This window comes from Phyllobacterium sp. 01N428, assembly GCF_056399405.1.
In genome coordinates this window covers 248,137-273,882 of sequence record NZ_JBFTRH010000001.1, presented here as the reverse complement: position 1 = coordinate 273,882, position 25,746 = coordinate 248,137, and the positions used below count along the sequence as shown (strand labels likewise).

Below are 25,746 nucleotides of genomic sequence, written 5' to 3'. Positions count from 1 at the left end.
CATGGTATCTATCGCAAGCATCCGCACCGTCCTTTCGGCATCGGTGCTATTCCTCATGCTCGGCGCCGTTTCAGCACATGCAGGCTCAGCCTGCGGCGGCGCATCCTGGTATGCCTTGCGTTCCAAGACTGCATCCGGCGAACGGATGAACCCATCCGATTTGACCGCCGCTCACCGCACCCTGCCCTTCGGCTCGAAGGTCAAGGTTACCAATCAGCGCAATGGTCGTTCCATTGTCGTGCGCATCAATGATCGCGGGCCGTTCATCAAGGGCCGTGTGATCGACCTCTCCAAGGGTGCGGCCAACCGGCTCGGCTTTGTCGGACAGGGACACACCAACATCTGCATGGCCCAGCTCTGATAAGGCCTCTAAGCAAGCATGCGCCAGCGTTGGCGTATGATGGGATTGACGTTGACCGTCGAACGTGACATCGCCATGTGAGCATTTCCTGCTCGTTTAGGGGACGTTCGATGGTACTCCAAGTCGCGGTCCAGATGGACCATATCAAATCGATCCGGATCGGCGGCGACACGACATTCGCGCTTTGCCTTGAAGCGCAGAAGCGCGGGCACGTTCTCTTCCACTACACGCCCGACCGGCTCAGCCTGCGCGACGGCGTCGTGTCGGCGCGTATCGAGGAACTCAGCGTCCGCGATGTCGAAGGAGACCACTTCACCCTTGGTGAGCCGATCCGCCGTGACCTGTCGGAGATGGATGTGGTGTTGCTCCGCCAGGATCCGCCCTTCGACATGAACTACATCACGACGACGCATATGCTCGAGCGCATCCACCCGCAGACGCTCGTTGTCAACGATCCCGCCTGGGTGCGCAACAGTCCCGAAAAGATCTTCGTCACCGAGTTTCCGGATTTGATGCCGGAGACCCTGATCACCAAGGATCCTCAGGAGATTGTCGCCTTCCGCAAGGAGTTCGGCGACATCATCCTCAAGCCGCTCTATGGCAATGGTGGCGCCGGCGTATTCCACCTTGCCGATGGTGACCGCAATCTCACCTCGCTCCTCGAAATGTTCGGCCAGATGTTCCGCGAGCCGATTATCGCCCAGCGCTACCTGAAGGACGTGCGGGCCGGCGACAAGCGCATCATTCTGATCGACGGCGAACCCGTCGGGGCAATCAACCGTGTCCCGTCCGACAGCGATGCGCGGTCCAACATGCATGTCGGCGGCCGGGCTGAGAAAACGGAACTCACCGAGCGCGAGCGCGAGATCTGCGCGCGCATCGGACCGGCTTTGCGCGAACGCGGCTTCATTCTCGTCGGCATAGACGTGATCGGCGACTACATGACCGAGATCAACGTGACCTCCCCGACCGGCGTGCGCGAGGTGAAGCGTTTCGGCGGCGCCGACATTGCCGCGCTGTTCTGGGATGCCGTCGAGGCCAAGCGCGATTAAGGCTCACAGCCAATTGTGTAACTTACCGATCTACGATATGGGCAGTATCATAAATTTCCCCTTTCGCAGCCATGCGAATCGCCGCTCTGTGGGTGCTGGAACACACACCGCCAATCGCGATACGAATGGACAATTCATGGATAAGCTGTTTCTTGGGCTCTTTGAGAAAGTCAAGAAACCTATTATATTTCAAATACTTGAGAGTTGAAAAATGAAGGTGCTGCGGGATATATTGCCGCAGGCTTGACGCAGGGCCATGAATCCTCGAAAAGATTGGTGACACCTGAATAGCGAAACCGCCGCTGGTTGGCGCCGGCGACGGTTTCTAAAGTTCAGGTTCCGCACGAAGCTTTCGGACGCGGAGCCCACTCCCTTAACAAGAGTGTTTTGAGTCCCTTTCGCTCAAGTGTCAAGTCCGAAGACGCTTTTAATGTCAAAGGGGCTCGACAAATGCTCGACTCGCTTAGGATCGCTATCCGCAAACGGCGCATCATTCATCTGCGTTATTGTCCCGGTTTACGATTAATTGAACCCTATGTAGTCGGCTATGGTAAAGACGGCCGGTTGCTTCTAAAGGCTTTTCAACCAGGCGGCGCATCCCACTTAGGAGAGAGACCGGACTGGAAGCTTTTTCTTCTTGAGACATGCTCTCGCATTAAATTGACGGATTCGTCTTTTTCATCCCCACGGTCCGATTACATCCGTATTGACAATGCCATGAGGGGCGGAATTATTGCGCGCCTTTAATAGCCCCCAGTCTCTCGATAGCAACAAATTCAGCGAGGGATTCATCGGCTTTGCACTCTGGGGTCACTCCGATGAAGTCGTGCAATTACCTCTTGGCGTCTGCTTGTGATTTTGGCCTCATGGTAGAGCTTTCGCAATTGTACGATTTGAGAAGTAATCAAAATGGCAGCATTAATGTTTGCCATTTACCGCTACCTGTTTCGTTATACCTGAACTGTCCGACTCGCATTGCATATCTATCGAGCAGTTCGCTAAATCACATCCTTGAAAAACATCCCGACATACAAATGATGGACTTGCTCTGCCTACCCTGGATGTTGAAACGGGGTATCTGGCTCCCCGACAAGAAAAACTTTGCTTCGGTCCTGTACAGAGACCCTGAAACAAGCCGCCTCTTCAAAGGCGCAGTGAAGGTCGTCGCTAAATACGAAGCATATATTTCGACGTTCCATCGGTGTAAGGCAACTCAATGGGATTCGTTGCTGAAGCGAAACACGCCGATTTGTGGGCTTTAGGGGTGGGTGGACCTAAGAGGCCACCCACCCCTAATTAGCGCGGTAGGGCCTGCAATGAACCCTACAAAATACTCCCGTCAAAAGACGGTGTTACGGCATGCAGAATTTCACCGTGTCACACGCTCCCAAATACCTAACAGGCAGGCACGCGCGAATCATATCAAAATCGATTCCTCATGGGAATCCCCGCAATTCACAAGCGTAGATGGGGACATCATGCCCATCTTTGCCTGCTTTTCCACAAGGTGGCCCTATTCGTTTGAGCCCAGTATCAACGTTTTTCTTTAACCAGAAGTATTCGGGCATTTGGTGCCGAGCGAGGAGGGTGATTGATCTCCACGCGGGATCGGCGCACCTTTAAACACGAAGTTGCATCAGTCATATGGGCACCGCTGCATGCACATACCGCGTTCACTTAATGTTCTTGTGATGTGGAATGAAATGTGCTGATGTTGCGTCATTGCACTTAGCTCTTTTCATGCCCGCATTTTCAAGGACGAAATCATGGTCACCCGCGTTCGGACGGTCGCCTTCCAGGGTATCGATGCGCAGCCCGTCGATGTGCAGGTCATGATCGCGCCCGGCAAGATGGGCATGCATATTGTCGGCCTTCCGGATAAGGCTGTCGCGGAAAGCCGTGAGCGCGTCCAAGCCGCCTTGCATGCATCCGGGTTATCGATGCCGGTCAAGAAGGTGACCGTCAATCTCGCGCCCGCGGACCTTCCTAAAGAAGGCAGCCACTACGATCTTCCCATCGCCGTGGGGTTGATGGCCGGGCTCGGCGCCATCCCCGCCGATGTCTTGCAATCCTATGTCGTGCTTGGCGAACTCTCGCTCGACGGCACGATCACGCATGTGGCGGGGGTTCTCCCCGCAGCCATCGCCGCCAACCGCCAGGACAGGGGCCTGATATGCCCGGCCCCGTGTGGACCTGAGGCTGCCTGGGCAGGACCCGAGATCGATATCCTTGCGCCGCGCAGCCTCATTGCTCTCGCCAACCATTTTCGCGGCACGCAGGTTCTCTCCCGGCCCGAGCCGGCCATGCAGACGAGCGCGACCGGCCTGCCCGATCTTGCCGACATCCGCGGACAGGAAAGCGCCCGGCGCGCACTCGAAGTCGCGGCGGCTGGCGGGCACAATCTCCTTATGGCCGGGCCGCCTGGTTCCGGCAAATCCATGCTGGCGCAACGGCTCCCCTCGATCCTGCCGCCGCTTCTGCCGCGCGAATTGCTGGACGTGTCGATGATCGCGTCGATCGCCGGCGAACTTCTCGGCGGCAAGCTTACCGACCGGCGTCCGTTCCGCGCGCCGCATCACTCAGCCTCGATGGCGGCGATGGTCGGAGGCGGCATCCGTGCCCGGCCCGGTGAGGTCTCGCTCGCCCATCACGGCGTTCTCTTCCTCGATGAGTTCCCGGAATTCACGCCGCAGGTCCTCGATTCGCTGCGCCAGCCGCTGGAGACCGGCGAATGTCTGATCGCCCGCGCCAACCACCGCATCGTCTATCCGGCCCAGATCCAGCTGGTGGCGGCGATGAATCCCTGCCGTTGCGGCATGGCGGGCGAGCCCGGTCATCAATGTGCGCGTGGCCCGCGCTGCCGCCAGGACTATCAGGCACGTCTTTCCGGGCCGCTGCTCGACCGCATCGACATCAGGATCGACGTTCCTTCCGTGAGCGCGAGCGACCTCATCCGCCCGGCTGCGTCGGAAGCGAGCGTCACGGTGGCGGCGCGGGTCGCACGGGCGCGCGCCGTTCAAAAGCGGCGCTACGAAGAACTCGGCGCTCCCTCGATCACGACGAATGCGCATTCCTCCGTCGCCCTTATCGAAAAGGTCGCCGCACCCGATGCTTCCGGCATGGCGCTGCTGCATCAGGCAAGCGAGCAGATGCGATTCTCGGCCCGTGCCTATCACCGTGTGCTGAAGGTTGCGCGCACGCTGGCCGATCTCGACGGCCAGGATACGGTGGGGCGCATTCACCTTGCCGAAGCAATCTCCTATCGCATGACGACCGACAGGATGGGCGAGCCAGCGTAAGATCAGGGCAGAATGGCCGAGGGTGGCCAGGAAGCATCATGCCTGCGTCTGCACGAAAGATGCGGAAACGTTTATCAGGCGCGACCGTCCCGCCTGTCTGGTGCGAGAATCCTAGGTTAAGGACGGCGCAAATGAAAACTGCCGGACCCTTCGATCCGGCAGTTCGAGTTTCGTGGTCTCTCCCGATTACTGGACGGAACCGACGAGGATGTTGGACGGAGCTTCGATGCTGACCCAGCGCCCGGTATTGTTGGTCGCCTGGCGCTTCAGGTAGGTGTACTCGGTCTCCGACCAGTTCTTCACACCGTCAACCAGGTTATCGAGAACGAAATCACCCTTGTCGGTGCGCACGGTCAGGACCGCATGACCCTCGCCGTCAGGCTTGCGGACAACGGTGATCAGCAGATTGGCGGGCGAGATGCCGTGCTGCATCAGGTCGCGGCGCTTCAGGAGCACATAGTCTTCGCAATCGCCGACCTTGTCCGGATAGGCCCAGTATTCCTCGACCCCGTAAATTTCCTTGTCGGTGAGCGGTTTGATCTTCTGGTTCACGTCGCTGTTGACGTTGACGATCAACTGCCAGAAATCGTGGCTCATCTTTTCGGGCATGATATTGCGGCTACGGATCGAGCATTCTTCCGGCATACGCTTGCACAACTCGTAATGACCGATTGGTTGTGAGGTGAGGCCACCGGTGGTCATGAACGCTTCAGACGCCGAGGCGGAGTTTGCCCCAAATGCGGCCGTGAAGAGCGCTGCCGCGATCCCCATCGACTTCAAAACCCGCCCAATTCCGAACATGCCCTACTCCACACCAGCAGCCTTCGTTAACAAAACGTTAATGGCCGGACGGGACATGAGTCAATCACAATGGCGCCACGGTCTTGCCATTGTTAATATATGGTTAAAATTTGAGAAGCCGCCTATCCCCACGTTCGATTGATATGCGCAGACGTGGAATTGCTGCGAAACTCTATGGCTTGCAAAGCACCATACCTGGTGGGCAAAGGCCAATGCCGCTGCTCAACGCACTGAAAACAAACGATTATTGCTGGCGATCTTTCCGTGGAACAGACTAATCGATCTGTCTCACCACTGCCTGAGGCTAGACCGAAGGTTCTAGCCCGCCGCGCGCTTGCCGATCGGCGTAACGTTGCTCGTCTGGCGGTTCACGCGTGCGTGATCGTTAACGAATTTGACGATTCGTGGTGCAATTTCGGCACGGAAGCGCGAACCGTTGAACACGCCGTAGTGCCCAACCTTCGGCTGCAGGTAATGCATGCGCATCTCTTTGGGGATATTCACGCAGAGGGTCTGAGCTGCCTTGGTCTGACCTACGCCGGAGATATCGTCATTTTCGCCTTCCACCGTAAGCAGCGCCACATTGCGAATGGCGGATGGATCGACAAGGATGCCGCGGTGGGTCATCTCGCCCTTTGGCAGGGCGTGACGGACGAAGACGGTATCGACGGTCTGCAGGTAGAACTCGGCCGTCAAATCCATCACCGCCATATATTCATCGTAGAATTCGCGGTGCTTGTCTGCCGAGTCGCCATCCTCCTTCACGAGATGCATGAAGAATTCCTTGTGCGCCGTGATATGGCGGTCGAGATTCATGCTCATGAAGCCTGAAAGCTGCAGGAAACCGGGATAGACCTCACGCATAAAGCCCGCATGCGGCCAGGGAACCGACATGACGACATTGTCGCGGAACCAGTCGATGCCCTTTTCCTCGGCGAGTTTGTTGACCACCGTCGGATTCTTGCGGGTATCGATTGGCCCACCCATCAGCGTCATGCTCGAAGGCGCGAAACGGTCGCCATTGGCTTCCATGACTGAAACGGCGGCAAGCACCGGTACGGATGGCTGACATACGGCAACCACGTGCGTATCCTCGCCCAACGCATGGAACATCTCGATGACGTAATCGATATAGTCGTCAAGATCGAACTTGCCGTCAGTGAGCGAAACGGTGCGGGCGTCCACCCAATCGGTGATGTAGACCTCCGCATGCGGCAGAAGCGCTTCGACGGTGCCACGCAGCAGCGTCGCATAGTGGCCGGACATGGGCGCGACAATCAGAATCCTCGGATCGGCGGCACGCTTTGCCGGCAGGGCGCGTTTGAAATGGATGAGGTTGCAGAACGGCTTCTTCCAGACGATCTTCTCTTTGACGTCGGTCTCAACTCCGTCAACCACCGTGGTAGGCAGGCCGAATGCCGGCTTGCCGTAGGCACGGGTGGTGCGCTCGAAGAGCTCACACATCGCCGCGATGGAGCGGCCGACTACCGTCTGGGACAATGGATTGAGCGGGTTATCGTAGAACAGCTTGGTGGCATCGGCGAAAGCCCTGTAAGGCTGAAGCGCGGCATGGTTGAGTTCATAAAGTTGGTAAAACATTCCACTTTCCGATCAATCACCACAGCTGCAATTCAAGAACAATGACGCCCACATATGAAAATGTTCTTGACGGGTCAGTGACCGTAGCTGGTTTTACCGCTATTGCAATGCAACAAAGGTATGAGAGAACAGAAAAATGTTCGCAACGAAAGGCGTAGCCGCAGTTAGCCGGCTTCAGCGCCTTCAACCAGCAGCATCTCACCCTCGGCAACTGTCAGGCGGATAGCCTTGGCCGCCTGGTATTCCGGTGAATTATAGCAATCGAGCGCGGCCTGGAGCGAGGGAAACTCGATGACGACGTTGCGGCCGCGCGCCTGCCCTTCGAGCACGTGATAGGCGCCGCCGCGCGCCAGGAAATTGGCGCCATATTTCTCGAACGCAGGTTTCGCTGTGGCGATATAGTCCTTGTAGCGTTCGGGGTCTTTTACATCCATCCGCGCGATCCAGTATCCCTTGGGCATTTTTCTCGCTCCCTTGATGTCCAATTATGCCTTGGCCATTTCAGCCAGAATCTCTTCCGCTGCCGCACGGCGATCGCCCGCGCCGACAATGGGGCGACTGACCACAAGGTGGCTCGCTCCGGCGCGCAGGGCGTCTGCCGGCGTCATCACACGCTTCTGATCGCCCGCGGCGGAACCTGCCGGGCGAATTCCCGGCGTGACGATGGCAAGCTTCGGGCCGACGATCTTGCGCACAGCCTCGGCCTCCGTCGCGGCGCAAACGATCCCGCCCATGCCGGCGTTGAATGCCTGTTCGGCCCGGATCAGCACCAGCGTATGCGGGTCGTGCTCATAGCCGGCATCGACGAGATCCTGCTGGTCCATCGAGGTCAGCACTGTCACGCCGAGCAAGCAAAGGTCGGATCCCCGCGCTGCCTCGACGGCGGCCCGCATGGCTTTCGGATAGGCATGCAGCGTCAGCATCGACACGCCCATCTTGACGATATTCTCAACGGCCTTCGCCACCGTGTTGTCGATGTCGAGAAGTTTCATGTCGAGAAAGACTTTCTTGCCGGAACGGGCAAGTTCGCTGGCCAGACCAAGCCCGCCGGCGAAGGCGAGCTGATAGCCGATCTTGTAGTATGAAACCGTATCGCCGAGTTCGCTGATCACCTCTTCGGCGACGTCGAGCGTCGGCACGTCAAGGCCGACGATCAGGCGCTCGCGCAAAGCCGCATCCGTCATGACAATCATCCCTTTTTCTTTGATCGCATCCCATTGGCACAGATGCCGCCGATTGAAAACAGCTATTGCTGCGAGCGGCCGCAAAACGCCGACTATGCGCGGGATTTGGCAAAGCGCGTGTGGTCGATCAACGATTGGCAGACCCGTTCCATGGACTTTGCCGTGCGCTCGTTGCGAAACGATCCGTCCTCGGCGAAGGCTTCATGCGCATGGATTACCGAGCATTGTTCCGTGATGATCTGCGTCCCGACATTCATCAGGACCGACCGCAAATGATAGAGCCCGCGTGCACCGCCGAAATTGCCCTCGGATGAAGAGCAAAGTCCGACGACCTTCCCGGAATAGGGCTTAAGCGGCTTGTCGCCATCCTTCGAAATACGGCTGACCCAGTCGATGGTATTCTTGAGAAGCGGCGGAATGGAAGAATTGTACTCGGGCGAGGCAATCAGCATGCCGTCATGAGCGGCAAAGAGCCGGCCAAGCTTCATGGCATTGTCAGGAATTCCCTTTTTCTCTTCGAGATCCTCATCCATTAACGGCAGGGGATAATCGAAAAGCGCAATAAGCGTCACATCGGCGCCGAGTTCGGCCAATGTCTTGACCGCAGCGTTTGCTACCTTCTTGCTGTAGGCACCGGTACGGTTCGACCCGGCGAACACCAGAATCTTCGGCAGCATTCAAACCCTCTATCGAAATGGCAGCGCAGGGCAATTAAGCGGAGTCAATCGACCCTGCGGTAGACCCAGAGCCGTGCCGGCGGCACGTTGCGGATAATGAAATCGAGATGCTCAATCTTGTAGTTGCCGCGCCCGGCCGGCACCGGCGAAAGCGGCCCATAGGTAATCTGGACGACGGGCCGCCCGTGCGGAATACGCCGCAGCAGATCCTCGACGATGGCAACGCGGTCACTTACGGGGAAATTCAAGAGTGGAACCGCAGAGATGACGCTGTCGAATTTCTGGTCGCGCTTCTCGCCCAGCGTGGTGTCGAGATCGAACGCATCGCCCTCGATGATGTTGACGCCAGGGAAATCCTCGCGCAGATGCTCGGCAAAATCCGACGAATATTCGACGCTATAAAGATTGGCCGGGACAACGCCGCGATTGAGAATGGCCCGGGTGATTACCCCTGTGCCGGGGCCGAGTTCGAGCACGGGAAGCCCGGAATGCGGATTGACGACGCTCGCCATGCGCCGGGCAGTGATCGAACTCGTTGGGAGAATCGAACCCACCGCCTTGGGACCGTGCATCCAACCCTTGAAGAACCGGATTTCCTCGCCGAACTTCTCGGCCAGTTTCTTCCCCAAAGGTCTCGACATGCTCATCCTCCGTCGCAGTTAGACAAGTTTATGCCGCAACACGTGACGGAAGCAAGGCCGCCAACGGGAAAAGATCCAATAAAACTACTCGCTTAGACTTTCGAAGAACTCTTTCATGCGGGCAAAGAAGCCTGACGATTGCGGGCTGTTGTCCTGCGATGAAATGCGCTCGAACTCTTCGAGCAACTCGCGCTGGCGCTTGTTGAGATTCTGCGGCGTTTCAATGGCCATCTGGATGTAGAGATCGCCCATGGCAGGCTGGCGCAGCACCGGCATGCCCTTGCCCTTGAGGCGGAACTGCTTGGCATTTTGCGTGCCATCGGGAATCTTGACGCGCGTCTGCGTACCGTCGAGCGTCGCAACTTCGATCTGCCCGCCAAGCGCGGCAGTCGTCATCGAAATCGGCACCTTGCAATAGAGATCGGCGCCGTCGCGCTGGAAAAATTCATGCGGCTTCAGCGAGAGGAAAATATAAAGATCGCCCGCCGGTCCGCCGCGCAGGCCGGCTTCACCCTCGCCGGTCAGGCGAATGCGGGTGCCATCCTCGATGCCCGCCGGAATGTTGACGGAAAGCGCGCGTTCTTCGGTAACGCGGCCCTGGCCCGAGCATTTTGTGCAAGGGTCCTTGATGATCTGGCCGCGGCCATGGCAGGTCGGGCAGGTGCGCTCGATGGAGAAGAACCCTTGAGCAGCGCGCACGCGGCCTGAACCACTGCAGGTGCTGCAGGTGACAGGCGAGGTGCCGACCTTCGCGCCGGTACCCGAGCATTCGTCGCAGGTGATCGATGTCGGCACGCGGATTTGCGCTGTCTTGCCGGTATAGGCTTCCTCGAGTGTGATCTCCATATTGTAGCGCAGATCGGCGCCACGCTCGCGGCCGCCGGAGCGGCGCTGACGTCCGCCGCCCATCATCTCGCCAAAAATATCTTCGAAAATATCGGCGAAACCACCGGCGCCGCCGAAGCCACCACCGCCATTCATGCCGCCATGCTCGAAGGCCGCATGACCGAAACGGTCGTAGGCTGCCCGCTTCTGCGGGTCCTTCAGGGTCTCGTAGGCCTCGCCAATTTCCTTGAATCGGTGTTCGGCGGCTGCGTCTCCCGGATTCTTGTCAGGGTGAAATTGCATTGCCAGCTTACGGAAAGCGCTCTTGAGCTCTTTCTCATCAGCGCCTTTCGTGACGCCGAGGGTTTCGTAATAGTCAGCCTTCATCCAGACACTCGTTCCGTGAAAATCGCGTACGCTTCTTTAAGAAGCTTGTTTAATGCCGGTATTTAGGTGTTCGCCGCCATGAATGCCATAGCCAACTTACATTGATTCGCAAGAAATGCCGCATATTCGCGGATTATCGCGGGAATGTGGCGGGAAACACCTTTTGCTTCCGACTTTCTTTCGCGAAGGCTAGAAAAGCCCGGCGCGATCGCCGGGCTCCCCTGGTTTCTTCACAAGCAATTGGTCGCGACGTAGTGGCTCGCCGAAATCAACGGAGCGGCGGGCCGCCTGGCCTTCAGGAACCCCCGAGCCCCTCTCCACCAGATCCCGCGCCTGCACCGGACGAGGACTAGCCTCCTGAGGTTGAGGGCGGCGTGGAGGGCACGGGAGGCGCAGGTACGGGTGCTGCTATGGTGGTCGCCGCCGAAACGTCAGTCGAGCCAAGCAACTCGAACTCTGTAACGGAGACGTCATTGGTCCCGATAAACTCCAACCGGTATCTGGCATAGGCAGCCGGCACCTTCAGCGCGAACGGACAGGTCTGCCTGCGCCACGCGAAGCTCTGGCCTTCGCGGGTGTCGAGCGTGACCCACGCCAAACCGTCATTCGATCCTTTCAGGGTCCATCCAGTCGGGTCCTTCGTCGCGTCATTCGATGACGACAGGGTGTAGAGCGATACGGCGTCGATCATTGTCGGCGCTTTTTTCGCCGCCTCGATCCAGCCTGCGCCTGTATTGGTCCACGTGCTATCAGAGGTCCGATCGAAAATGGCATCCTTTTTATCTGGAGTACTCGCCGTGACGTCGTAGTTGCCAAGCGGCAACAGCGATTTCAGCGGGCTCGGAGCCTTGTTGTCTTGGGTAATCGATGTGGGAACTTCCTTGGCGCCAGTGCCCCATTGCGAAGGGTTGGGCCCCATGACGAAGTCCAGCGTCGCCCCGTCGGTTAGTTCCGAGTGCAAGAGATAGCTGCGCGTAAGATCCTTTCCGTTGAGCTTCACGCTTTGGACATAACGATTGGAAGAGCTGACATTTGGTGCCTTGATCACGATCTTCTTGCCGCTTTCCAGGGTCACAGTCATATCCTTGAAATAGGGCGCACCGATCGCGTATTCGGGGCGTCCCATGCTGACCGGTTAGATGCCCATGGAACTCAACAGGTACCAGGACGATTGCTCACCATTGTCCTCGTCGCCAATATAGCCTTCACCTGTCGAATTGCCGTTGGCGTCGAAACCGGAGAAGTAGAGCTTGTCCATGACATCGCGCAGGTACTTTTGTCCGCTCGAAGGAGAACCTGCGAAATTGTACATGTAGATGGAGTGATGGACCGTCTGGTTGGAATGCTGGTATTCGCCGACATTGGCAAGTTCATGGACCTTGGCGGCCTCCTTGACCTCATGGATCGCAAAGCCGTAGCTGCCGCCGTCCTGGCTCGGAGCAGTTGTAAAGAACTTGTCAAGCTTGGCTTTCAGCTTGTCACGACCGCCATAGAGATTGGCCAGGCCTTGGCCATCTTGCGGCGCCAGGAAGGCGTAGGACCATGCATTGCCTTCCGTATAACCGTAACCCCAGCTCTGCGGCGTGCTTGGGCCCGAAGCCCAGTTTCCAGCTTGATCTTTGGTACGGAACCAACCGTTCGCCCATGTTCCCGTCGACGTCCCATCGAACAGATTGGCGTAGCTGATCGCCCGATTGGCAAAATAGGCGTAGTCATCGTCTTTCTTGAGCATCTTTGCCATCTGGCCGATGCCGAAGTCGTTCAAGTCGGCTTCCAGCGACCATGCAACGTGGCCGGGAGCCGGGTCGTTGATGTACACTTCCTTAGGCGTGTAGCCGTAGAAAATGGACTTATCCATGCCCTTGCGCCCCTTGGCGCTGTCGGGGCTGTAGGTCGTCGCATTCTGCAACATCGACGCATAAGCCGCGTCGACGTCGAAATTGCGTACGCCCTTCATATAGGCATGGGCGATGATGATATCCGAACTCGTGGCAACCATGCTGTCATTGTAGCCTGGTCCAGACCAGCGGGTGACCCAGCCGCCATCCTTGTAACCATTGACGAAGCCGTCGATCATCTGTCCGGCCTGCGTCGGTATCAGCAGCGAATAGAGCGGCCAGTTTGTCCGATACGTGTCCCAGAAGCCGTTATTGACCCAGATCTTCCCATCTTTTTGCGTCGAGGGGCTGGTGTAAGGGCTCATATAAATGGGCTTGCCGGTCCCCTTTTCCTTTTCCCAAGCGGAATTGGGGTAAAGAAAAGCGCGATACATATTGGAATAGAGAATTGTCCTTTGTTCAGTCGTGGCATCCTTGACCCGTATTTGGCCAAGTTTTTTCAACCATGCAGCCTCGGCGAGATCCTTGATCTGGTCAAAGGATTTGCCGCCGATTTCGTCTTCGAGATTGGCTTTGGCCTGATCCACGCTGATGAAAGACGTGGCAATTCTCATCCCGACCGACTTGCTGCCCGTCGCATCGAACTGAACCCACGAAGTGTCCGCAAATACGGCCTTTGACTTCGTAACCGGAGCATCGAAGACAGCATGGAAGTACATTTGCGGCGAGCCGTGGGTCGTATAGCCCGATACCGCACCAGTGGCAGAATCATACGAAAACGTGCCGCCGGCGCTCAGCGTATCGAACAGAACCGTCACAACGTTTTTATCCGCCGGGACGGTAAAGCGGAAATAAGCTGCGTGGTCGGTCGGTGTGATCTCGGTCCTGGTGCCATTGTCAAAGGTCAGGCTGTAATAATGCGCCTGGGCGATCTCATTCTTGCGGTCGAATTTCTGCGCCGCAGCGCCAAGGCTGGTTACTGTTTCGCTCTCGATCGGTATGATGCCCAGGGTTTGCCGGTTGCCAATCCACGGGCTCGGCTCGTGGACTACCGCAAACGCCCGAACGGTATCGATCAGACTTCCATTTTCCCCGGTCTTGAACTGATAAAACCAATTTGCATCGCTCTGATTGACGGGGCTCCACATGTTGAACCCGAACGGCACTGCCGCAGCGGGGAATGTGTTACCGCGCGTGAAGTCGCCGCTCGACTGGGCGCCGCGCATAGTGTTCACATATTCCGCCAGATTCTGGCCGGTTAGATCGCCAATCTTCCTCTTGAGGTCGACTATGCCTTTGTCAAAGCCCGCCACACGGTCCTGAAGCGGCTTATAGTTGCTCTTGAGCGCCGAGAACAATGCACTGATACTGTCATCGATACCCGCCACTTCGTTAACGGTTGCGTTTGCGGGCAGTTCCCGGATCGATTTGAGGATACCATCACCTTGGGCTAGGCTGGCGGCAACGCTGCTTTTTTCGCCGGAAATGCTGTCGCCGAGCTTGGCAAGTTCTTCGATGTAGGCATCTACTGCGGCGACTTCTTCGGCCGACATCTCTTCTTTGTTGGCCTTTTCCGTGAGAGTCTTTACCGCTGCTATCCGGTCGGTCATCGTGCCGAGTGCCGCAATCGTCGGCGGTACCTTGCCGAGTTCAGCCTGCAGATCCGCAATATGCGGCTGCATAGTCTCAAGCTTTACAGTCTTGACGATCTGAGACAGCGATGTGAGAGCGCCCTGCAACTCTTTGACGGTTGCGGTCGTGGTTGCCGCTTCAGTCTTCAAATCGTCGAGTTGCTGGGAGAGGGCCATGATTGTAGTCGCGGCGGTCGATTGCTCCGTCTTCACGTCGCCGATTTGCTTTGCAAGATCAGAGAGCGACGCACTGGTCGTATTGCCGGCTGTTTGCAGTTCGCTGATCTGGCGAACCAGTTCGGCCAGCGAATTCGCATTCTTCTCATTGGTATTCTTTTGATTGTTGATCTGATCGGCAAGCGCACTCGCGGCGGCGCTGGCGGTCTTGTCCGCGTTTTGCAGGTTGCCTACCTCGGATGACAACCCGGCGATTTCTGTCGAAGCCTTGAGGTTGGCGTCCTTGAGCGCATTGACCTCGGCAGCAAGCGCGGACAATCCGACTGCCACTTCCGACGCGCCCTTGTTGGCGGCTTGAAGTTCGTCGACCTGTGCCGTCAGTGCAGCGTTGGTCTTGTTCAACGTGTCAATCTGCGAAGCGAATGTACCCTGGTCGTTACCGGCACTGGCCTTGTCGTTGCCGTCGTTGCAGCCAGCGAGCATCGTGCACCCGAGAAGGACGGTGATAAATGTCTTCTTCAAAATGACTTTCCTCCAATGAATTCAATATTGAATCCTGCTGAAACAGCTTGGAGGGCAAGGGTCCGAAATACGGACCTGGTTCGATTGCTCCTCCCAGTAGCAATTCAACCGATTGAATACGCCAGATACGCCTATTTTCCGCAGCGCTCAATTGAGCGAAAGTCTAACCCCGCAAACAAAAAGCCCGGCACGATGGCCGGGCTTTCCGTATGTTCTTTAACAGACGTCAGGCAGACTTCTTCTTGCCGTCCTCGTCGATTTCTTCGAAATCGGCGTCGACCACATCGTCGTCGGCCTTGGCCGTTGCCTCGGCGCCTGCGGCACCTTCAGCTGCTTCCGCAGCCTGCGAGGCTTCGTACATTGCCTGGCCAAGCTTCATCGAAGCTTCGGCAAGGGTCTGCGTCTTTGCCTTGATGACTTCGGCGTCATCGCCTTCGATTACAGACTTCAGGTCAGCAAGCGCGGTCTCGATGGCACCCTTGTCCTCAGCCGAAACCTTGTCGCCATAGTCCTTCAGCGACTTTTCGGTTGAATGGACCAGAGCTTCCGCCTGGTTCTTCGCCTCGACAGCCTCGCGACGCTTCTTGTCGCTCTCGGCATTGGCTTCGGCGTCCTTCACCATCTTCTCGATGTCGGCGTCGGAGAGTCCACCGGATGCCTGGATGCGGATCTGGTGTTCCTTGCCGGTGCCCTTGTCCTTAGCCGAAACATTGACGATACCGTTGGCGTCAATGTCGAACGTGACCTCGATCTGCGGAACGCCGCGCGGCGCTGGCGGAATGCCGACGAGATCGAACTGGCCAAGCGCCTTGTTGTCGGCAGCCATTTCGCGCTCGCCCTGGAAGACGCGGATCGTCACGGCGGACTGATTGTCCTCGGCCGTAGAGAAAGTCTGCGACTTCTTCGTCGGGATCGTCGTGTTGCGCTCGATCAGGCGGGTGAAGACACCGCCCAGTGTTTCGATGCCGAGCGAAAGCGGCGTGACGTCGAGCAGGAGTACGTCCTTGACGTCGCCCTGGAGAACACCGGCCTGAATGGCGGCGCCCATTGCGACCACTTCGTCCGGATTGACGCCCTTATGGGGTTCCTTGCCGAAGAAGGCTTTGACGATTTCCTGGATCTTCGGCATGCGGGTCATGCCGCCGACGAGAACCACTTCATCGATCTCACCAGCCTTGAGGCCGGCATCCTTGAGCGCCGACTTGCAGGGCTCGACCGTGCGCTGGACCAGATCGTCGACGAGGCTTTCGAACTTGGCGCGCGACAGCTTCATCGTCAGATGCTTCGGACCCGTCGCATCGGCGGTGATGAACGGCAGGTTGATTTCCGTCTGCTGTGCCGAGGAAAGTTCGATCTTTGCCTTTTCGGCGGCTTCCTTGAGGCGCTGCAGCGCGAGCTTGTCGTTCTTCAGGTCGATGCCCTGTTCCTTCTTGAACTCGGCTGCGAAATATTCGACCAGACGCATGTCGAAATCTTCACCGCCGAGGAACGTATCGCCATTGGTCGACTTCACTTCGAAGACGCCGTCGCCGATCTCGAGAATCGACACGTCGAACGTGCCGCCGCCAAGATCGTATACGGCAATCGTCTTGCCTTCCTTCTTGTCAAGCCCGTAGGCGAGAGCGGCCGCAGTCGGCTCGTTGATGATGCGCAGGACTTCGAGACCGGCGATCTTGCCGGCATCCTTCGTCGCCTGACGCTGGGCATCGTTGAAGTAGGCCGGAACCGTGATGACGGCTTTCTCGACCTTTTCGCCGAGATAGGCTTCGGCGGTTTCCTTCATCTTCTGCAGGACCATTGCGGAAATCTGCGACGGCGAATATTTCTTGCCATGGACTTCAACCCAGGCATCGCCATTGTCGCCCTTCACAATGTGATAGGGGACGAGCTTCTTGTCCTTCTCGACGGTCGGATCGTCGAAGCGGCGGCCGATGAGGCGCTTGACCGCAAAGACGGTGCCTTCCGGATTGGTGACAGCCTGGCGCTTGGCCGGCTGGCCAACGAGGCGTTCGTCGCTATCCGTAAATGCAACGATGGATGGCGTCGTGCGCGCGCCTTCCGCATTTTCAATGACCTTCGCGTTCTTGCCATCCATGACGGCGACGCAGGAATTGGTCGTTCCCAAATCAATACCGATAACTTTTGCCATTACTTCATCTCCATTCAGCAGGCTGCTGGGACCTCTGCCGAGCATTCCATTCAGCAGCCCCTAGGGGGTTTCAACAATAGGGGACCGCCGAGGCGAGCGGTACTTACATTGTTGGGGGCTATATAAGAAGGGTAAATTTGCCATGCAAGTTCTAAGCTACAGCATTTGTCGGGGGAAATGTTGCAAAAGAGTCGTAAAAACCGGGTCTGGGGCGCTCTATTGCCCAAATCCGGCGATGACCCCATATTTCGAGGATGACCGAAAGCGCGCTTCATCCCCATATTCCTGAGCATCGCCGCAGCCAGTTGATCAACATGTTGCACACCTGGTTGCTGCTCGCAGGCAGCCTTGCGCTGCTGATCGCCTGTGCCTGGACCCTGGCAGGGCCGGCAGGCATTGCTTATGCCCTCGTCTTCGGCGGCATCAGCCTTTATGCGATCAGGCGCATCAGCCCGCAAATGGTGCTTGCCATGTACAAGGCGCGGCCCGTCACCCAATCGGAATTTCCGCAAGGATTGGCAATCGTCGAGGAACTCGCCCGCCGGGCCGAACTTGCAGCCGTGCCGAAGCTCCACGTCATCCCCTCGAGGATGATGAACGCCTTTGCCGTCGGCTCCAGAGAAACGGCGGTCGTCGCTGTAACCGATCAGTTGGTCAGGACCCTTACCGCGCGCGAACTCACCGGCGTTCTCGCCCACGAAATAAGCCATATCCGCAACAAAGATTTGCGGGTTATGGCGCTTGCCGACACGGTCTCCCGCTTCACGTCCCTGATGTCGACGATCGGCATTGTCTCGCTGCTTTTCAATATTACCTGGCTCGCCAGCGGATCGACGCCGCAGATACCCTGGCTTGGGGTTCTGGTGCTGCTGGTGGCTCCGACGGTCGGCGGCCTCCTGCAAATGGCGCTTTCGCGCACGCGCGAATTCAATGCCGATCTCGGTGCCGCAATGCTCACCGGCGATCCTGAAGGCCTCGCGCATGCGCTGACGAAGCTCGAAAAGGCGCAAGGCAAGGTTTGGGAAAGCCTGATCCTGCCCGGCGGGCGCATACCCGATCCCTCGGTCCTGCGCACGCACCCGCTGACCGAGGCCCGCGTCGCACGGCTGCTGGCCTTGAAGGATGCGTGCGCCGTTGTGGCGCGCGGCGAAAAGATGCCGGACGACATTCTTGTCAAACTGGCGCTTGAGCCGCAGGAGCATATTCGCACCCGCCCGCGATCAGTCCCGCAGATTGGCCAGCAATATGGCCGCTGGAACTCCAACAACCTTGAGATCCTGTCACTCATCAATACGCAGGCGACGCATCCGGTCGTCGCCGACAAGGATGCCGACTGCGAGGCATGCGCTGCAAGCCTTTATACGCCGGACGGCGATCCGCGAGTCCATGTGACCCGTGGCGGAGTCTATTGGTAGGTACCCTCCCCCCAAAATAACCTCTGCTTTTGCTCAAAAAACATCCAGACCGCGACTTTGGTTGAATTGTCACCACCGTTTTCATCTGCTGAATTCGCCTTTTCATAGGGGAATTCAAATGAACTTAAAAATACTTTACCTTTTTCCACTTTTAGGCCTCGCTGCCTGCGACAATTCCGATAACCCGGCCCCCTCAGGTGCAGCGCTTCCCGTCGAAGTTTCCTCGGCGGCAACCTTTGAAGCATCGCCTCCGGCAGCGCCGCCAGAAACCGCTCAGGCGGTTGCGCCGGCAACCACTATCGTGGTGGCGCCGGAGGCAACCAAAGCAGGGGCGCCGGAACCAACTGCGGAGGTCACCCCGGAAACAACTGGAAGGGGTGTTCCGCACGCCACTACAACGCGAGCGCCGGAAACAACTGTTGCGGTGATCCCGGAGGCAACCAAGGTGGTAGCGCCGGAAACAGCTGTAGTTGCGGTCCCGGAAGCAACCACAACTGTTGCAGTGGTCCCCGAAACAACTGTAGCGGTGGCGCCGGAAACAATTGGAAGGAGTGTTCCGCAAGCAACTACAACGCGGGCATCGGAAACGACTAAAGCGGTGGTCGCGGAATCAACTGTTGCGGTGATCCCGGAACCAACCAAGGTGGAGGCGCCGGAGCCAACCAAAGCGATTGCGCCGGAAACAACTGTAGCGGTGGCGCCGGAAGCGCCTGGAAGGGGTGTTCCGCAAACCACTACAACGGCGGCGCCGGAAACAACCAAAGCGGTGATCCCGGAAACAACTAAAGTGGTGGCGCCGGAAACGACTAAAGCAGTGGTCCCGGAAACAACTGTAGCGGTAGTTCCGGAAGCACCTGGAAGGGGTGTTCCGCAAACCACTACAACGGCGGCGCCGGAAACAACCAAAGCGGTGATCCCGGAACCAACCAAGGTGGTGGCGCCGGAACCAACCAAAGCGATTGCGCCGGAACCAACTAAAGCAGTCGCCCCGGAAACAACTGTAGCGGTAGTTCCGGAAGCACCCGGAAGGGGTGTTCCGCAAACCACTCCAACGGCGGCGCCGGAAACCAAAGCAGTGATCCCGGAGCCAACCAAGGTGGTGGCGCCGGAACCAACCAAAGCGATTGCGCCGGAAACACTTGGACGGGGAGCGCCGGAGGCCACTGGAAGGGGGGCGCTGGAAGCCACGCGAGCCGGTGTGCCGTCAGCCACGAGAGCGGGGGCGCCGGAAGTATCTAAAGCGGTGACCCCGGAAACAACTGTAGCGGTGGCACCGGAATCCACTGGAAGGGGCGCGACGGAATCAACTGGAAGAGGGGCACCGACACCTCCGGCCGCGACGGTCGACCCAGGCGCGGTTGCTCGCCTGAAGGCTGCAGAATTGATGGCGGCAGGCAAGCCCTACGAGGCCGTGGACGCTCTGAAGCAAGTGGGTCTCGACGAAGAAGCCTACGCGCTGGTCGCTCCGGCGGATTATGCATTCAACCAAAAGGATCATCCCGCAAGTGACGCGACGCCGGTGGACGAAACGCCATCGTCGATGCGTCATTCAATGACGATCAATGGCAAGACGGTCTGGTTTACCGCCAAAGCCGGTCACTACATCGCCTATGCGCCAAGGGACTCAAAAAACCCTGACAAGAAAGACGCGAAGGCGGCGATTTTCTATATGGCCTATACGCGGGATGACCTGCCTCCTGAAAACCGTCCCGTCACTTTCTTCTTCAATGGTGGCCCAGGTTATTCCTCGGTGTTCTTGCATAACGCCTCCTGGGGACCGCAACGCTTGAAAATCGACACGCCCAATATTCCGAAACTTGAAAAGGACCTGAAATTTCCGCTTATCGAGACTTCGGATACGCTGCTCGACCAGACCGACATCGTCTTCGTTGATCCCGTCGGCACAGGTTATTCCAAAGCGATCGCTCCGCACAAGAATGAAGAATTCTACTTCTCCGACACCGACGCCGCGATCGTTCGCGACTTCGTGGCACGCTATGTCAGCAAGAACAGCCGGCAGAGTTCGCCCAAATACCTGTACGGCGAATCCTTTGGCGGATCCCGCGTCGCCTATGCCGGCGCGCTCATCGAAAATGCCGGCACCAGCCTTTACGAGCCCGACCCTTCCGGCAAACCGACCAAAGTGCTCACTGGCATCGTCTTTCAGTCGCCGTTGCTGATAGGGAATGGCTGCCCCCAGTTCAACTTTGGGTATTGCATTCTGAACTTACCCACCAAAGCCTTTACGGCCGATTATCTGCTTGGCCCGGCGAAGAGCTGGCGCGGCAAACTCACCCTGGATGATTATGCCGATTATCTGCGCGGGTTCTTCAAGGACAGGTTCGCCCCTACATATTTCAAGTATAACGACAAGATACAAGTATCTGGAGGTGGAGGAAAGAGCGGCCTGCCTGCGGCATATACGTTTAAAGATCCCGACACACCTGCCAAGGCGGAGGAAACGCTAAAGGAGCTGCGGAATATTTTCGGCGATCCTTCGCTAACGGCAGATCAAGCGTTCTCGAACTATGGCGATATACCCCTCAACGTATCTGGATACGGCGGCGGGCAGTACGACACGCGATTGAAAGCAGACTATAAGGTCGATCTTTTTGAAGAAAAGATTTTTGGCGAGCACCTTAGTTCGAGATTACCGGCATATCTCAATTATTTTCCCGAGGGTGAATATGCTACTTTCTGCGGCTGTACTTTTGATCCAAGACCCGACTGGGGCGGCGTGGTCGAAATAGCGCAGGCACTCAAGCTTGATCCTAAATTGAAAATGCTGGTCGTCCATGGTTACTACGACATGTCAACGCCATTCTTTAGTACCGAGTCATCATTGAAACAGGCCGGGCTCGACAAATCCGTACCCGTGAAAGTATTCGAGGGCGGGCACATGACCTACTATACGGAGGCGGCGCGGGGCCCAATGAAGAAAGCGCTGGACGAGTTCTACATGGCGCAGCCAACAACAACGGTTGCCGCGAAAAACTAGAACCTAGGCCCAAGCGGCAAGCAAGATGAAGACCGGCGGCGAGACCGCCGGTTTTTTATTAGAGTTTCCCACTCAAACCGTTTCCCAGGTCCCACTCTTATCGGCGCGGTAGATCGCATCGATGAGCTTCTGGTTGCGCACCGAGTCCTCCAGCGTGAATATTTGACCTTTCTCGCCTTTGGCGGCGCGGGCGAAGGCCTCGACCTCCAGACGGTAGTGGTTTGCATCGCTGAAGTTGAACTCGGTCGCGCTGCTATGGTTGGCATTGTGCAGCGTGATCTTGGCATGATCGTATTTGCCGGTGTTGAACGGCGCCAGCACCTCGATAAACCCCTTGTCGCCGTGGAATACGATCGACTGACGGGCGGCGAGTTGCGTGGCGACGTAGAAAGTGAGTTCGAACCCGTCAAAATCGGCCCGGACGCTTGCATAGCGATCGGTGCCGAATTCGGGATCGCGCTCGACGCTCGCGGCGACACGCAAAGGCTCCTTGCCGGTAACGAATCGTGTCGCGACCGTCGGATAGACGCCGATATCCGGCAGGGCGCCGCCGCCGAGCGACACCTGATTGCGCATATTGCCGGCGTCCTTGTTGAAATAGGTGAAGGCCGCCTGGACCTGGCGCAGCGTACCGATGGCGCCGTCGGCGACAAGCTCCCGCACCTTCAGCCATTGCGGATGATAGGTGACCATGAAGGCCTCCGAAATCAAAACGCCATTCTTGTCGCGCGCGGCCAGCAGCGCATCGACTTCACCGGCATTCAGCGAAATGGGCTTCTCGCACAGGACGTGCTTGCCGGCCTCGGCGGCTTTCAGCGACCATTCGACGTGCTGGGACGTCGGCAGCGGGATGTAAACGCCGTCGATTTCGCTGGACGCGAGCATATCCTCATAGGAGCCGAATGCATGTGGCGCGCCAAAACGATCGGCAACTGCGCGCGCCTTGGCAAGATCGCGGCTGGCAATCCCGGCGAGAACGCCATTTTCCGCGTCGCAAATTGCCGGAATGACGGCTGTCACTCCGATCTTGGCAGTTGATAAAACACCCCAGCGGAACATGACGGCTTCTCCTGTTTCGGCGAATGGAAGCACTGCTCTAGGTCGTAAAGCGGAAGAAATCAATGAAGGCGCGCAGCGCCGGGCGCATTTGCCGGCGGCTCGGATAATAAAGATAGACGCCCGGAAATGGCGCGCACCAATCTTCAAGGACGCAGCGCAGGCGACCGTCGGCAATCGCATCCTGCGCCATATGCTGGAGGAGAAAAGCGAGCCCGGCACCGCCAAGGGCGGCGGCGATAACCAGACCGTCATCACCAAGGATCAATGGGCCATTCACATCGATGACGATCTCCTCGCCATCCTTTTCAAACTCCCAGCGATACACCTGACCGCTTGCGAAGCGACGACGGATACAGCGATGCGCGGCAAGATCGCGCGGATGTAACGGCAGCGGGTGCGCATCGAGGTAGGCAGGGGTGCCGACGATATTGGCATGGATCGGACCGCTCAGCGGTACGGCGATCATGTCGGGCTCGAGGCTTTCGCCAAGGCGCATGCCGGCATCAAGACCGGCGGCGACGATATCATTGAAGGGTTCCTCGACCCTGAGTTCCAGCGTGACCCCGGGATAGGCCGCGCTGAAGGCGGCGAGCCGCGGCGCAAGCAGCCAGTGGGCGGCGAAGGGCGGAACACTGAGGCGCAGATTGCCGGCAACGCGGTTATTCGCTTCCTTGACCGCATCGAACGCAAGGTCTATCTCGCCGAGCGCCGGGCGCAGCCGCTTCAAGAGCAGTGCGCCTTCCTCGGTGACGGTGACGCTGCGCGTGGTGCGAGCGAGCAGCCTGACGCCCAAAGCCTGTTCGAGACTGGAAATGGCGTGGCTCACTGCGGATGGCGCTATGCCCAGTTCCTTGGCCGCACCGCGAAAGCCGCCGCAGGCGGCGACACTGGCGAAAACGGCAAGTTGCGGCAGGCGGGATCGTTCCATTGATCTACCATATCGAACAAGCTGTGCCACCAACAAGGAATTATCGAACACTCCGACAGGCCCTATCTTCGGCTCACCACACGAGACAAGGAGATCAGTGATGGAAAAACGCAAACTTGGAACGGAACTCAACGTCTCGGCCGTCGGTCTCGGCTGCATGGGCATGAGCTTCGCCTATGGCGGGCAGGAGGAAGCAGATGCGATCCACACGCTGCAGCACGCAGTCGATATCGGCGTCACCTTCTTCGACACGGCCGAGGTCTACGGCCCGTTCGAGAATGAGATTCTGGTCGGCAAGGCGCTGAAAGACCGCAGGGACAAGGTGGTGATCGCCACGAAATTCGGCTTCAAGATTTCCGACGAGGGCGTGGGCGCAGCGCGCATGGCCGGCGTCGACAGCCGTCCGGAGCATGTGAAAGCAGTCGCGGAGGCCTCGCTCGGACGCCTCGGCATTGAACAGATCGATCTCTTCTACCAGCACCGCGTCGATCCGAACGTCCCGATTGAGGATACGGTCGGGGCAATGGCCGACCTCGTAAAGCAAGGCAAGGTCAAGGCGCTTGGCCTTTCCGAAGCGAGTGCCGCCACGATCCGCCGTGCGCACAAGGTGCACCCTATCGCCGCTGTTCAGAGCGAATATTCCCTGTGGAGTCGCGATCCCGAAGACGAGGTTCTTGCAGTCTGCAAGGAGTTGGGCATCGGCTTCGTTCCCTATAGCCCGCTCGGGCGCGGCCTTCTGACCGGCACGATCAGCAAGCCCGACGAACTCGGAACGGATGACTGGCGGCGGACACTGCCGCGCTTCCAGGCTGAAAACATGGATGCCAATGCGGTGCTGATCGCCACGCTGAAGGGCCTTGCTGGCGACAAGGGTGTCACCCCGGCGCAGCTCGCGCTCGCCTGGGTGCTGCATCAGGGTGATTTTATCGTACCGATCCCGGGCGCACGCAAGATCAAGCACCTCGAGGAGAATGCCGCCGCGGCTGATATCGAATTGTCCACGGCGGACCTTGCGAAGATCGGGGATGCGCTATCTCCCAACCGCGTTGCCGGCAAGCGCTATACCGAGGCGGCTCTCGCCCTCGTCAACGGCTGATTGCAACCGCACGGCGTTTCCGAAAGGGCGCCCTGCCATTCCTTCCAGAGGCTTGACAGTCTATCACCCCTCGGTGCCTATACCTGACCGCTCTTCGCCACTTTTAAAAACGCGTCGGCGGTTGTATATCGCGCAGGATCGATTTGTCTCAACAAGCCGCGCCGTTGGCCAATCTATAATGGCGCTCAACTGGAACATCATGGAAAAAGCAACGAAAAAGTCGCTTAGGCGCTGGGGTATCGGATTGGTTGTACTGGCAATTATCGCCTGGTTCGTACCCTATCTGGTGATCTTCTATCTGATCTGCGGCATCTATGATTTGTCGCGCAACAAGAATCTCAACTTGCAGGTGATCGAACAGTATTTCTTCGGCAACGGCATTTTCACCTGGGTTCTTTCGCCGCTGAATATCGTTCTCGACCTTCTCTCGCTCCCTTATATCAACAAGGGCGTTTACCGCCTGCAGGACCTGCCTTCCGACTATCAGGCCGAGGTCAAGCGCCTGATTACGGCGACTCAGAAGGAGAATATCGTCGGCCAGTTGCAGCAGCGCGCCGAGCAGCAATCGCGCAGCATGTTCTTCTTCAAATGGTACGGCAAGGATCAGCCGAGCTTCGCCAACGTGCCTTCGTTCTACGAGAAGTACAACTTCGTGAAGACGATCGGGGTTTCGGTCTTCAACAAGAAGAATTCGACGTCGAAGCACTTCGGGCCGATGCGCGCAACGATCCGCGTCCTCTACAATATCAACGACATGAATGACCGCTCGGCCTATATCTGGTGCGGCGACACCACCAGTTACTGGAAGGACGACAAGCTCTTCATCTTTGATGATACGCTGATGCACCAGTCAGTGAACCAGACTGACCAGACGCGCTATTGCCTCTTCGTCGATATCCTGCGTCCGTCCTACGTACCGGGGTTCTTTGCCGCCGTCGTCGCCTTCATGGGCGTCGTGCTCAAGGGCAGCAATTCGGTATTCTACAAGAACTGGAAGGTCATTCAGAAGTAAGGCAAGGTTCGCCTCTGCTTCTTCTTTCGCCTTATAGACTCTGCCATTATCCTCGGGCTCTTGTCCCGAGGACTAGGCGGATCGCCAATGACCCG

The 25,746-nt window shown here is 57.9% G+C and carries 17 protein-coding genes and 1 pseudogene; 7 read left to right on the top strand and 11 right to left on the bottom strand.

The genetic code is table 11. The features are described from left to right. The first annotated feature begins 55 nt into the window (after positions 1–55). The 3 genes from AC1DNI_RS01335 (at position 56) to AC1DNI_RS01325 (ending at position 4,712) form a co-directional block, all read left to right on the top strand. Positions 56–361 (top strand): septal ring lytic transglycosylase RlpA family protein, encoded by a 306-nt coding sequence (locus AC1DNI_RS01335; protein WP_051614846.1) that lies wholly within the window; start codon positions 56–58, stop codon positions 359–361. Between the two features lie 110 nt (positions 362–471). Then, positions 472–1,413: a glutathione synthase gene (gene gshB / locus AC1DNI_RS01330; RefSeq protein ID WP_477690543.1), complete on the top strand. Its 942-nt coding sequence runs from the start codon at positions 472–474 to the stop codon at positions 1,411–1,413. A 1,766-nt stretch (positions 1,414–3,179) separates the two neighbouring features. Next, complete coding sequence (locus tag AC1DNI_RS01325) at positions 3,180–4,712, top strand: YifB family Mg chelatase-like AAA ATPase (RefSeq protein WP_477690542.1); 1,533 nt, start codon at positions 3,180–3,182, stop codon at positions 4,710–4,712. Positions 4,713–4,898: 186 nt separating this feature from the next. On the opposite strand, the gene AC1DNI_RS01320 is transcribed toward AC1DNI_RS01325, so the two are convergent. The 9 genes and pseudogenes from AC1DNI_RS01320 to dnaK form a co-directional block, all read right to left on the bottom strand. After that, positions 4,899–5,513, bottom strand: a complete 615-nt coding sequence (locus AC1DNI_RS01320) for a transglutaminase-like cysteine peptidase (RefSeq protein WP_477690541.1) — start codon at positions 5,511–5,513, stop codon at positions 4,899–4,901. Between the two features lie 318 nt (positions 5,514–5,831). Further along, positions 5,832–7,112, bottom strand: coding sequence for a polyhydroxyalkanoate depolymerase (locus tag AC1DNI_RS01315; protein ID WP_477690540.1), 1,281 nt, complete (start codon positions 7,110–7,112; stop codon positions 5,832–5,834). Positions 7,113–7,276: 164 nt separating this feature from the next. Continuing rightward, positions 7,277–7,573, bottom strand: a complete 297-nt coding sequence (locus tag AC1DNI_RS01310) for a DUF1330 domain-containing protein (protein WP_027230871.1) — start codon at positions 7,571–7,573, stop codon at positions 7,277–7,279. Between the two features lie 24 nt (positions 7,574–7,597). After that, entirely contained in the window at positions 7,598–8,296 is a 699-nt protein-coding gene (gene pyrF, locus AC1DNI_RS01305; protein ID WP_477690539.1) for an orotidine-5'-phosphate decarboxylase, read from the bottom strand. Positions 8,297–8,388: 92 nt separating this feature from the next. Then, positions 8,389–8,973: an NADPH-dependent FMN reductase gene (locus tag AC1DNI_RS01300; protein WP_091920643.1), complete on the bottom strand. Its 585-nt coding sequence runs from the start codon at positions 8,971–8,973 to the stop codon at positions 8,389–8,391. 44 nt (positions 8,974–9,017) lie between these two features. Then, positions 9,018–9,614 (bottom strand): phospholipid N-methyltransferase PmtA, encoded by a 597-nt coding sequence (gene pmtA / locus AC1DNI_RS01295; RefSeq protein ID WP_477690538.1) that lies wholly within the window; start codon positions 9,612–9,614, stop codon positions 9,018–9,020. 84 nt (positions 9,615–9,698) lie between these two features. Then, positions 9,699–10,826, bottom strand: coding sequence for a molecular chaperone DnaJ (gene dnaJ, locus AC1DNI_RS01290; RefSeq protein WP_027230874.1), 1,128 nt, complete (start codon positions 10,824–10,826; stop codon positions 9,699–9,701). Positions 10,827–11,175: 349 nt separating this feature from the next. After that, positions 11,176–14,217, bottom strand: a pseudogene (locus AC1DNI_RS01285) (GH92 family glycosyl hydrolase). A gap of 1,003 nt (positions 14,218–15,220) precedes the next feature. Beyond that, the gene (gene dnaK / locus AC1DNI_RS01280) at positions 15,221–17,143 is read right to left on the bottom strand and encodes a molecular chaperone DnaK (RefSeq protein ID WP_113279893.1); all 1,923 of its coding nucleotides are present in this window, start codon (positions 17,141–17,143) and stop codon (positions 15,221–15,223) included. 254 nt (positions 17,144–17,397) lie between these two features. Here dnaK and AC1DNI_RS01275 point away from each other — a divergent pair, with 254 nt between their 5' ends. Both AC1DNI_RS01275 and AC1DNI_RS01270 read left to right on the top strand, forming a co-directional pair. Next, entirely contained in the window at positions 17,398–18,558 is a 1,161-nt protein-coding gene (locus tag AC1DNI_RS01275) for a zinc metalloprotease HtpX (RefSeq protein ID WP_477690537.1), read from the top strand. Between the two features lie 118 nt (positions 18,559–18,676). After that, positions 18,677–21,556 carry a S10 family serine carboxypeptidase-like protein gene (locus tag AC1DNI_RS01270; RefSeq protein ID WP_477690536.1) on the top strand — a complete coding sequence of 960 codons (2,880 nt, stop codon included), beginning with the start codon at positions 18,677–18,679 and terminating at the stop codon, positions 21,554–21,556. 72 nt (positions 21,557–21,628) lie between these two features. Here AC1DNI_RS01270 and AC1DNI_RS01265 read toward each other — a convergent pair whose 3' ends face one another. After that, the gene (locus AC1DNI_RS01265) at positions 21,629–22,615 is read right to left on the bottom strand and encodes a Gfo/Idh/MocA family protein (RefSeq protein ID WP_477690535.1); all 987 of its coding nucleotides are present in this window, start codon (positions 22,613–22,615) and stop codon (positions 21,629–21,631) included. 37 nt (positions 22,616–22,652) lie between these two features. Beyond that, entirely contained in the window at positions 22,653–23,543 is an 891-nt protein-coding gene (locus AC1DNI_RS01260; RefSeq protein ID WP_477690534.1) for a LysR family transcriptional regulator, read from the bottom strand. A 100-nt stretch (positions 23,544–23,643) separates the two neighbouring features. Here AC1DNI_RS01260 and AC1DNI_RS01255 point away from each other — a divergent pair, with 100 nt between their 5' ends. Beyond that, positions 23,644–24,639 carry an aldo/keto reductase gene (locus AC1DNI_RS01255; RefSeq protein ID WP_477690533.1) on the top strand — a complete coding sequence of 332 codons (996 nt, stop codon included), beginning with the start codon at positions 23,644–23,646 and terminating at the stop codon, positions 24,637–24,639. 199 nt (positions 24,640–24,838) lie between these two features. Next, on the top strand, positions 24,839–25,651 hold the full coding sequence (locus AC1DNI_RS01250; protein WP_477690532.1) for an aspartyl/asparaginyl beta-hydroxylase domain-containing protein: 813 nt from the start codon (positions 24,839–24,841) through the stop codon (positions 25,649–25,651). Positions 25,652–25,746 lie beyond the last annotated feature (95 nt).

Coding starts and splice junctions, on each gene's coding strand:
- AC1DNI_RS01335 (WP_051614846.1), top strand. CDS start 56: ATGCTCGGCGCCGTTTCAGCACATGCAGGCTCAGCCTGCGGCGGCGCA.
- gshB (WP_477690543.1), top strand. CDS start 472: ATGGTACTCCAAGTCGCGGTCCAGATGGACCATATCAAATCGATCCGG.
- AC1DNI_RS01325 (WP_477690542.1), top strand. CDS start 3,180: ATGGTCACCCGCGTTCGGACGGTCGCCTTCCAGGGTATCGATGCGCAG.
- AC1DNI_RS01320 (WP_477690541.1), bottom strand. CDS start 5,513: ATGTTCGGAATTGGGCGGGTTTTGAAGTCGATGGGGATCGCGGCAGCG.
- AC1DNI_RS01315 (WP_477690540.1), bottom strand. CDS start 7,112: ATGTTTTACCAACTTTATGAACTCAACCATGCCGCGCTTCAGCCTTAC.
- AC1DNI_RS01310 (WP_027230871.1), bottom strand. CDS start 7,573: ATGCCCAAGGGATACTGGATCGCGCGGATGGATGTAAAAGACCCCGAA.
- pyrF (WP_477690539.1), bottom strand. CDS start 8,296: ATGACGGATGCGGCTTTGCGCGAGCGCCTGATCGTCGGCCTTGACGTG.
- AC1DNI_RS01300 (WP_091920643.1), bottom strand. CDS start 8,973: ATGCTGCCGAAGATTCTGGTGTTCGCCGGGTCGAACCGTACCGGTGCC.
- pmtA (WP_477690538.1), bottom strand. CDS start 9,614: ATGTCGAGACCTTTGGGGAAGAAACTGGCCGAGAAGTTCGGCGAGGAA.
- dnaJ (WP_027230874.1), bottom strand. CDS start 10,826: ATGAAGGCTGACTATTACGAAACCCTCGGCGTCACGAAAGGCGCTGAT.
- dnaK (WP_113279893.1), bottom strand. CDS start 17,143: ATGGCAAAAGTTATCGGTATTGATTTGGGAACGACCAATTCCTGCGTC.
- AC1DNI_RS01275 (WP_477690537.1), top strand. CDS start 17,398: ATGACCGAAAGCGCGCTTCATCCCCATATTCCTGAGCATCGCCGCAGC.
- AC1DNI_RS01270 (WP_477690536.1), top strand. CDS start 18,677: ATGAACTTAAAAATACTTTACCTTTTTCCACTTTTAGGCCTCGCTGCC.
- AC1DNI_RS01265 (WP_477690535.1), bottom strand. CDS start 22,615: ATGTTCCGCTGGGGTGTTTTATCAACTGCCAAGATCGGAGTGACAGCC.
- AC1DNI_RS01260 (WP_477690534.1), bottom strand. CDS start 23,543: ATGGAACGATCCCGCCTGCCGCAACTTGCCGTTTTCGCCAGTGTCGCC.
- AC1DNI_RS01255 (WP_477690533.1), top strand. CDS start 23,644: ATGGAAAAACGCAAACTTGGAACGGAACTCAACGTCTCGGCCGTCGGT.
- AC1DNI_RS01250 (WP_477690532.1), top strand. CDS start 24,839: ATGGAAAAAGCAACGAAAAAGTCGCTTAGGCGCTGGGGTATCGGATTG.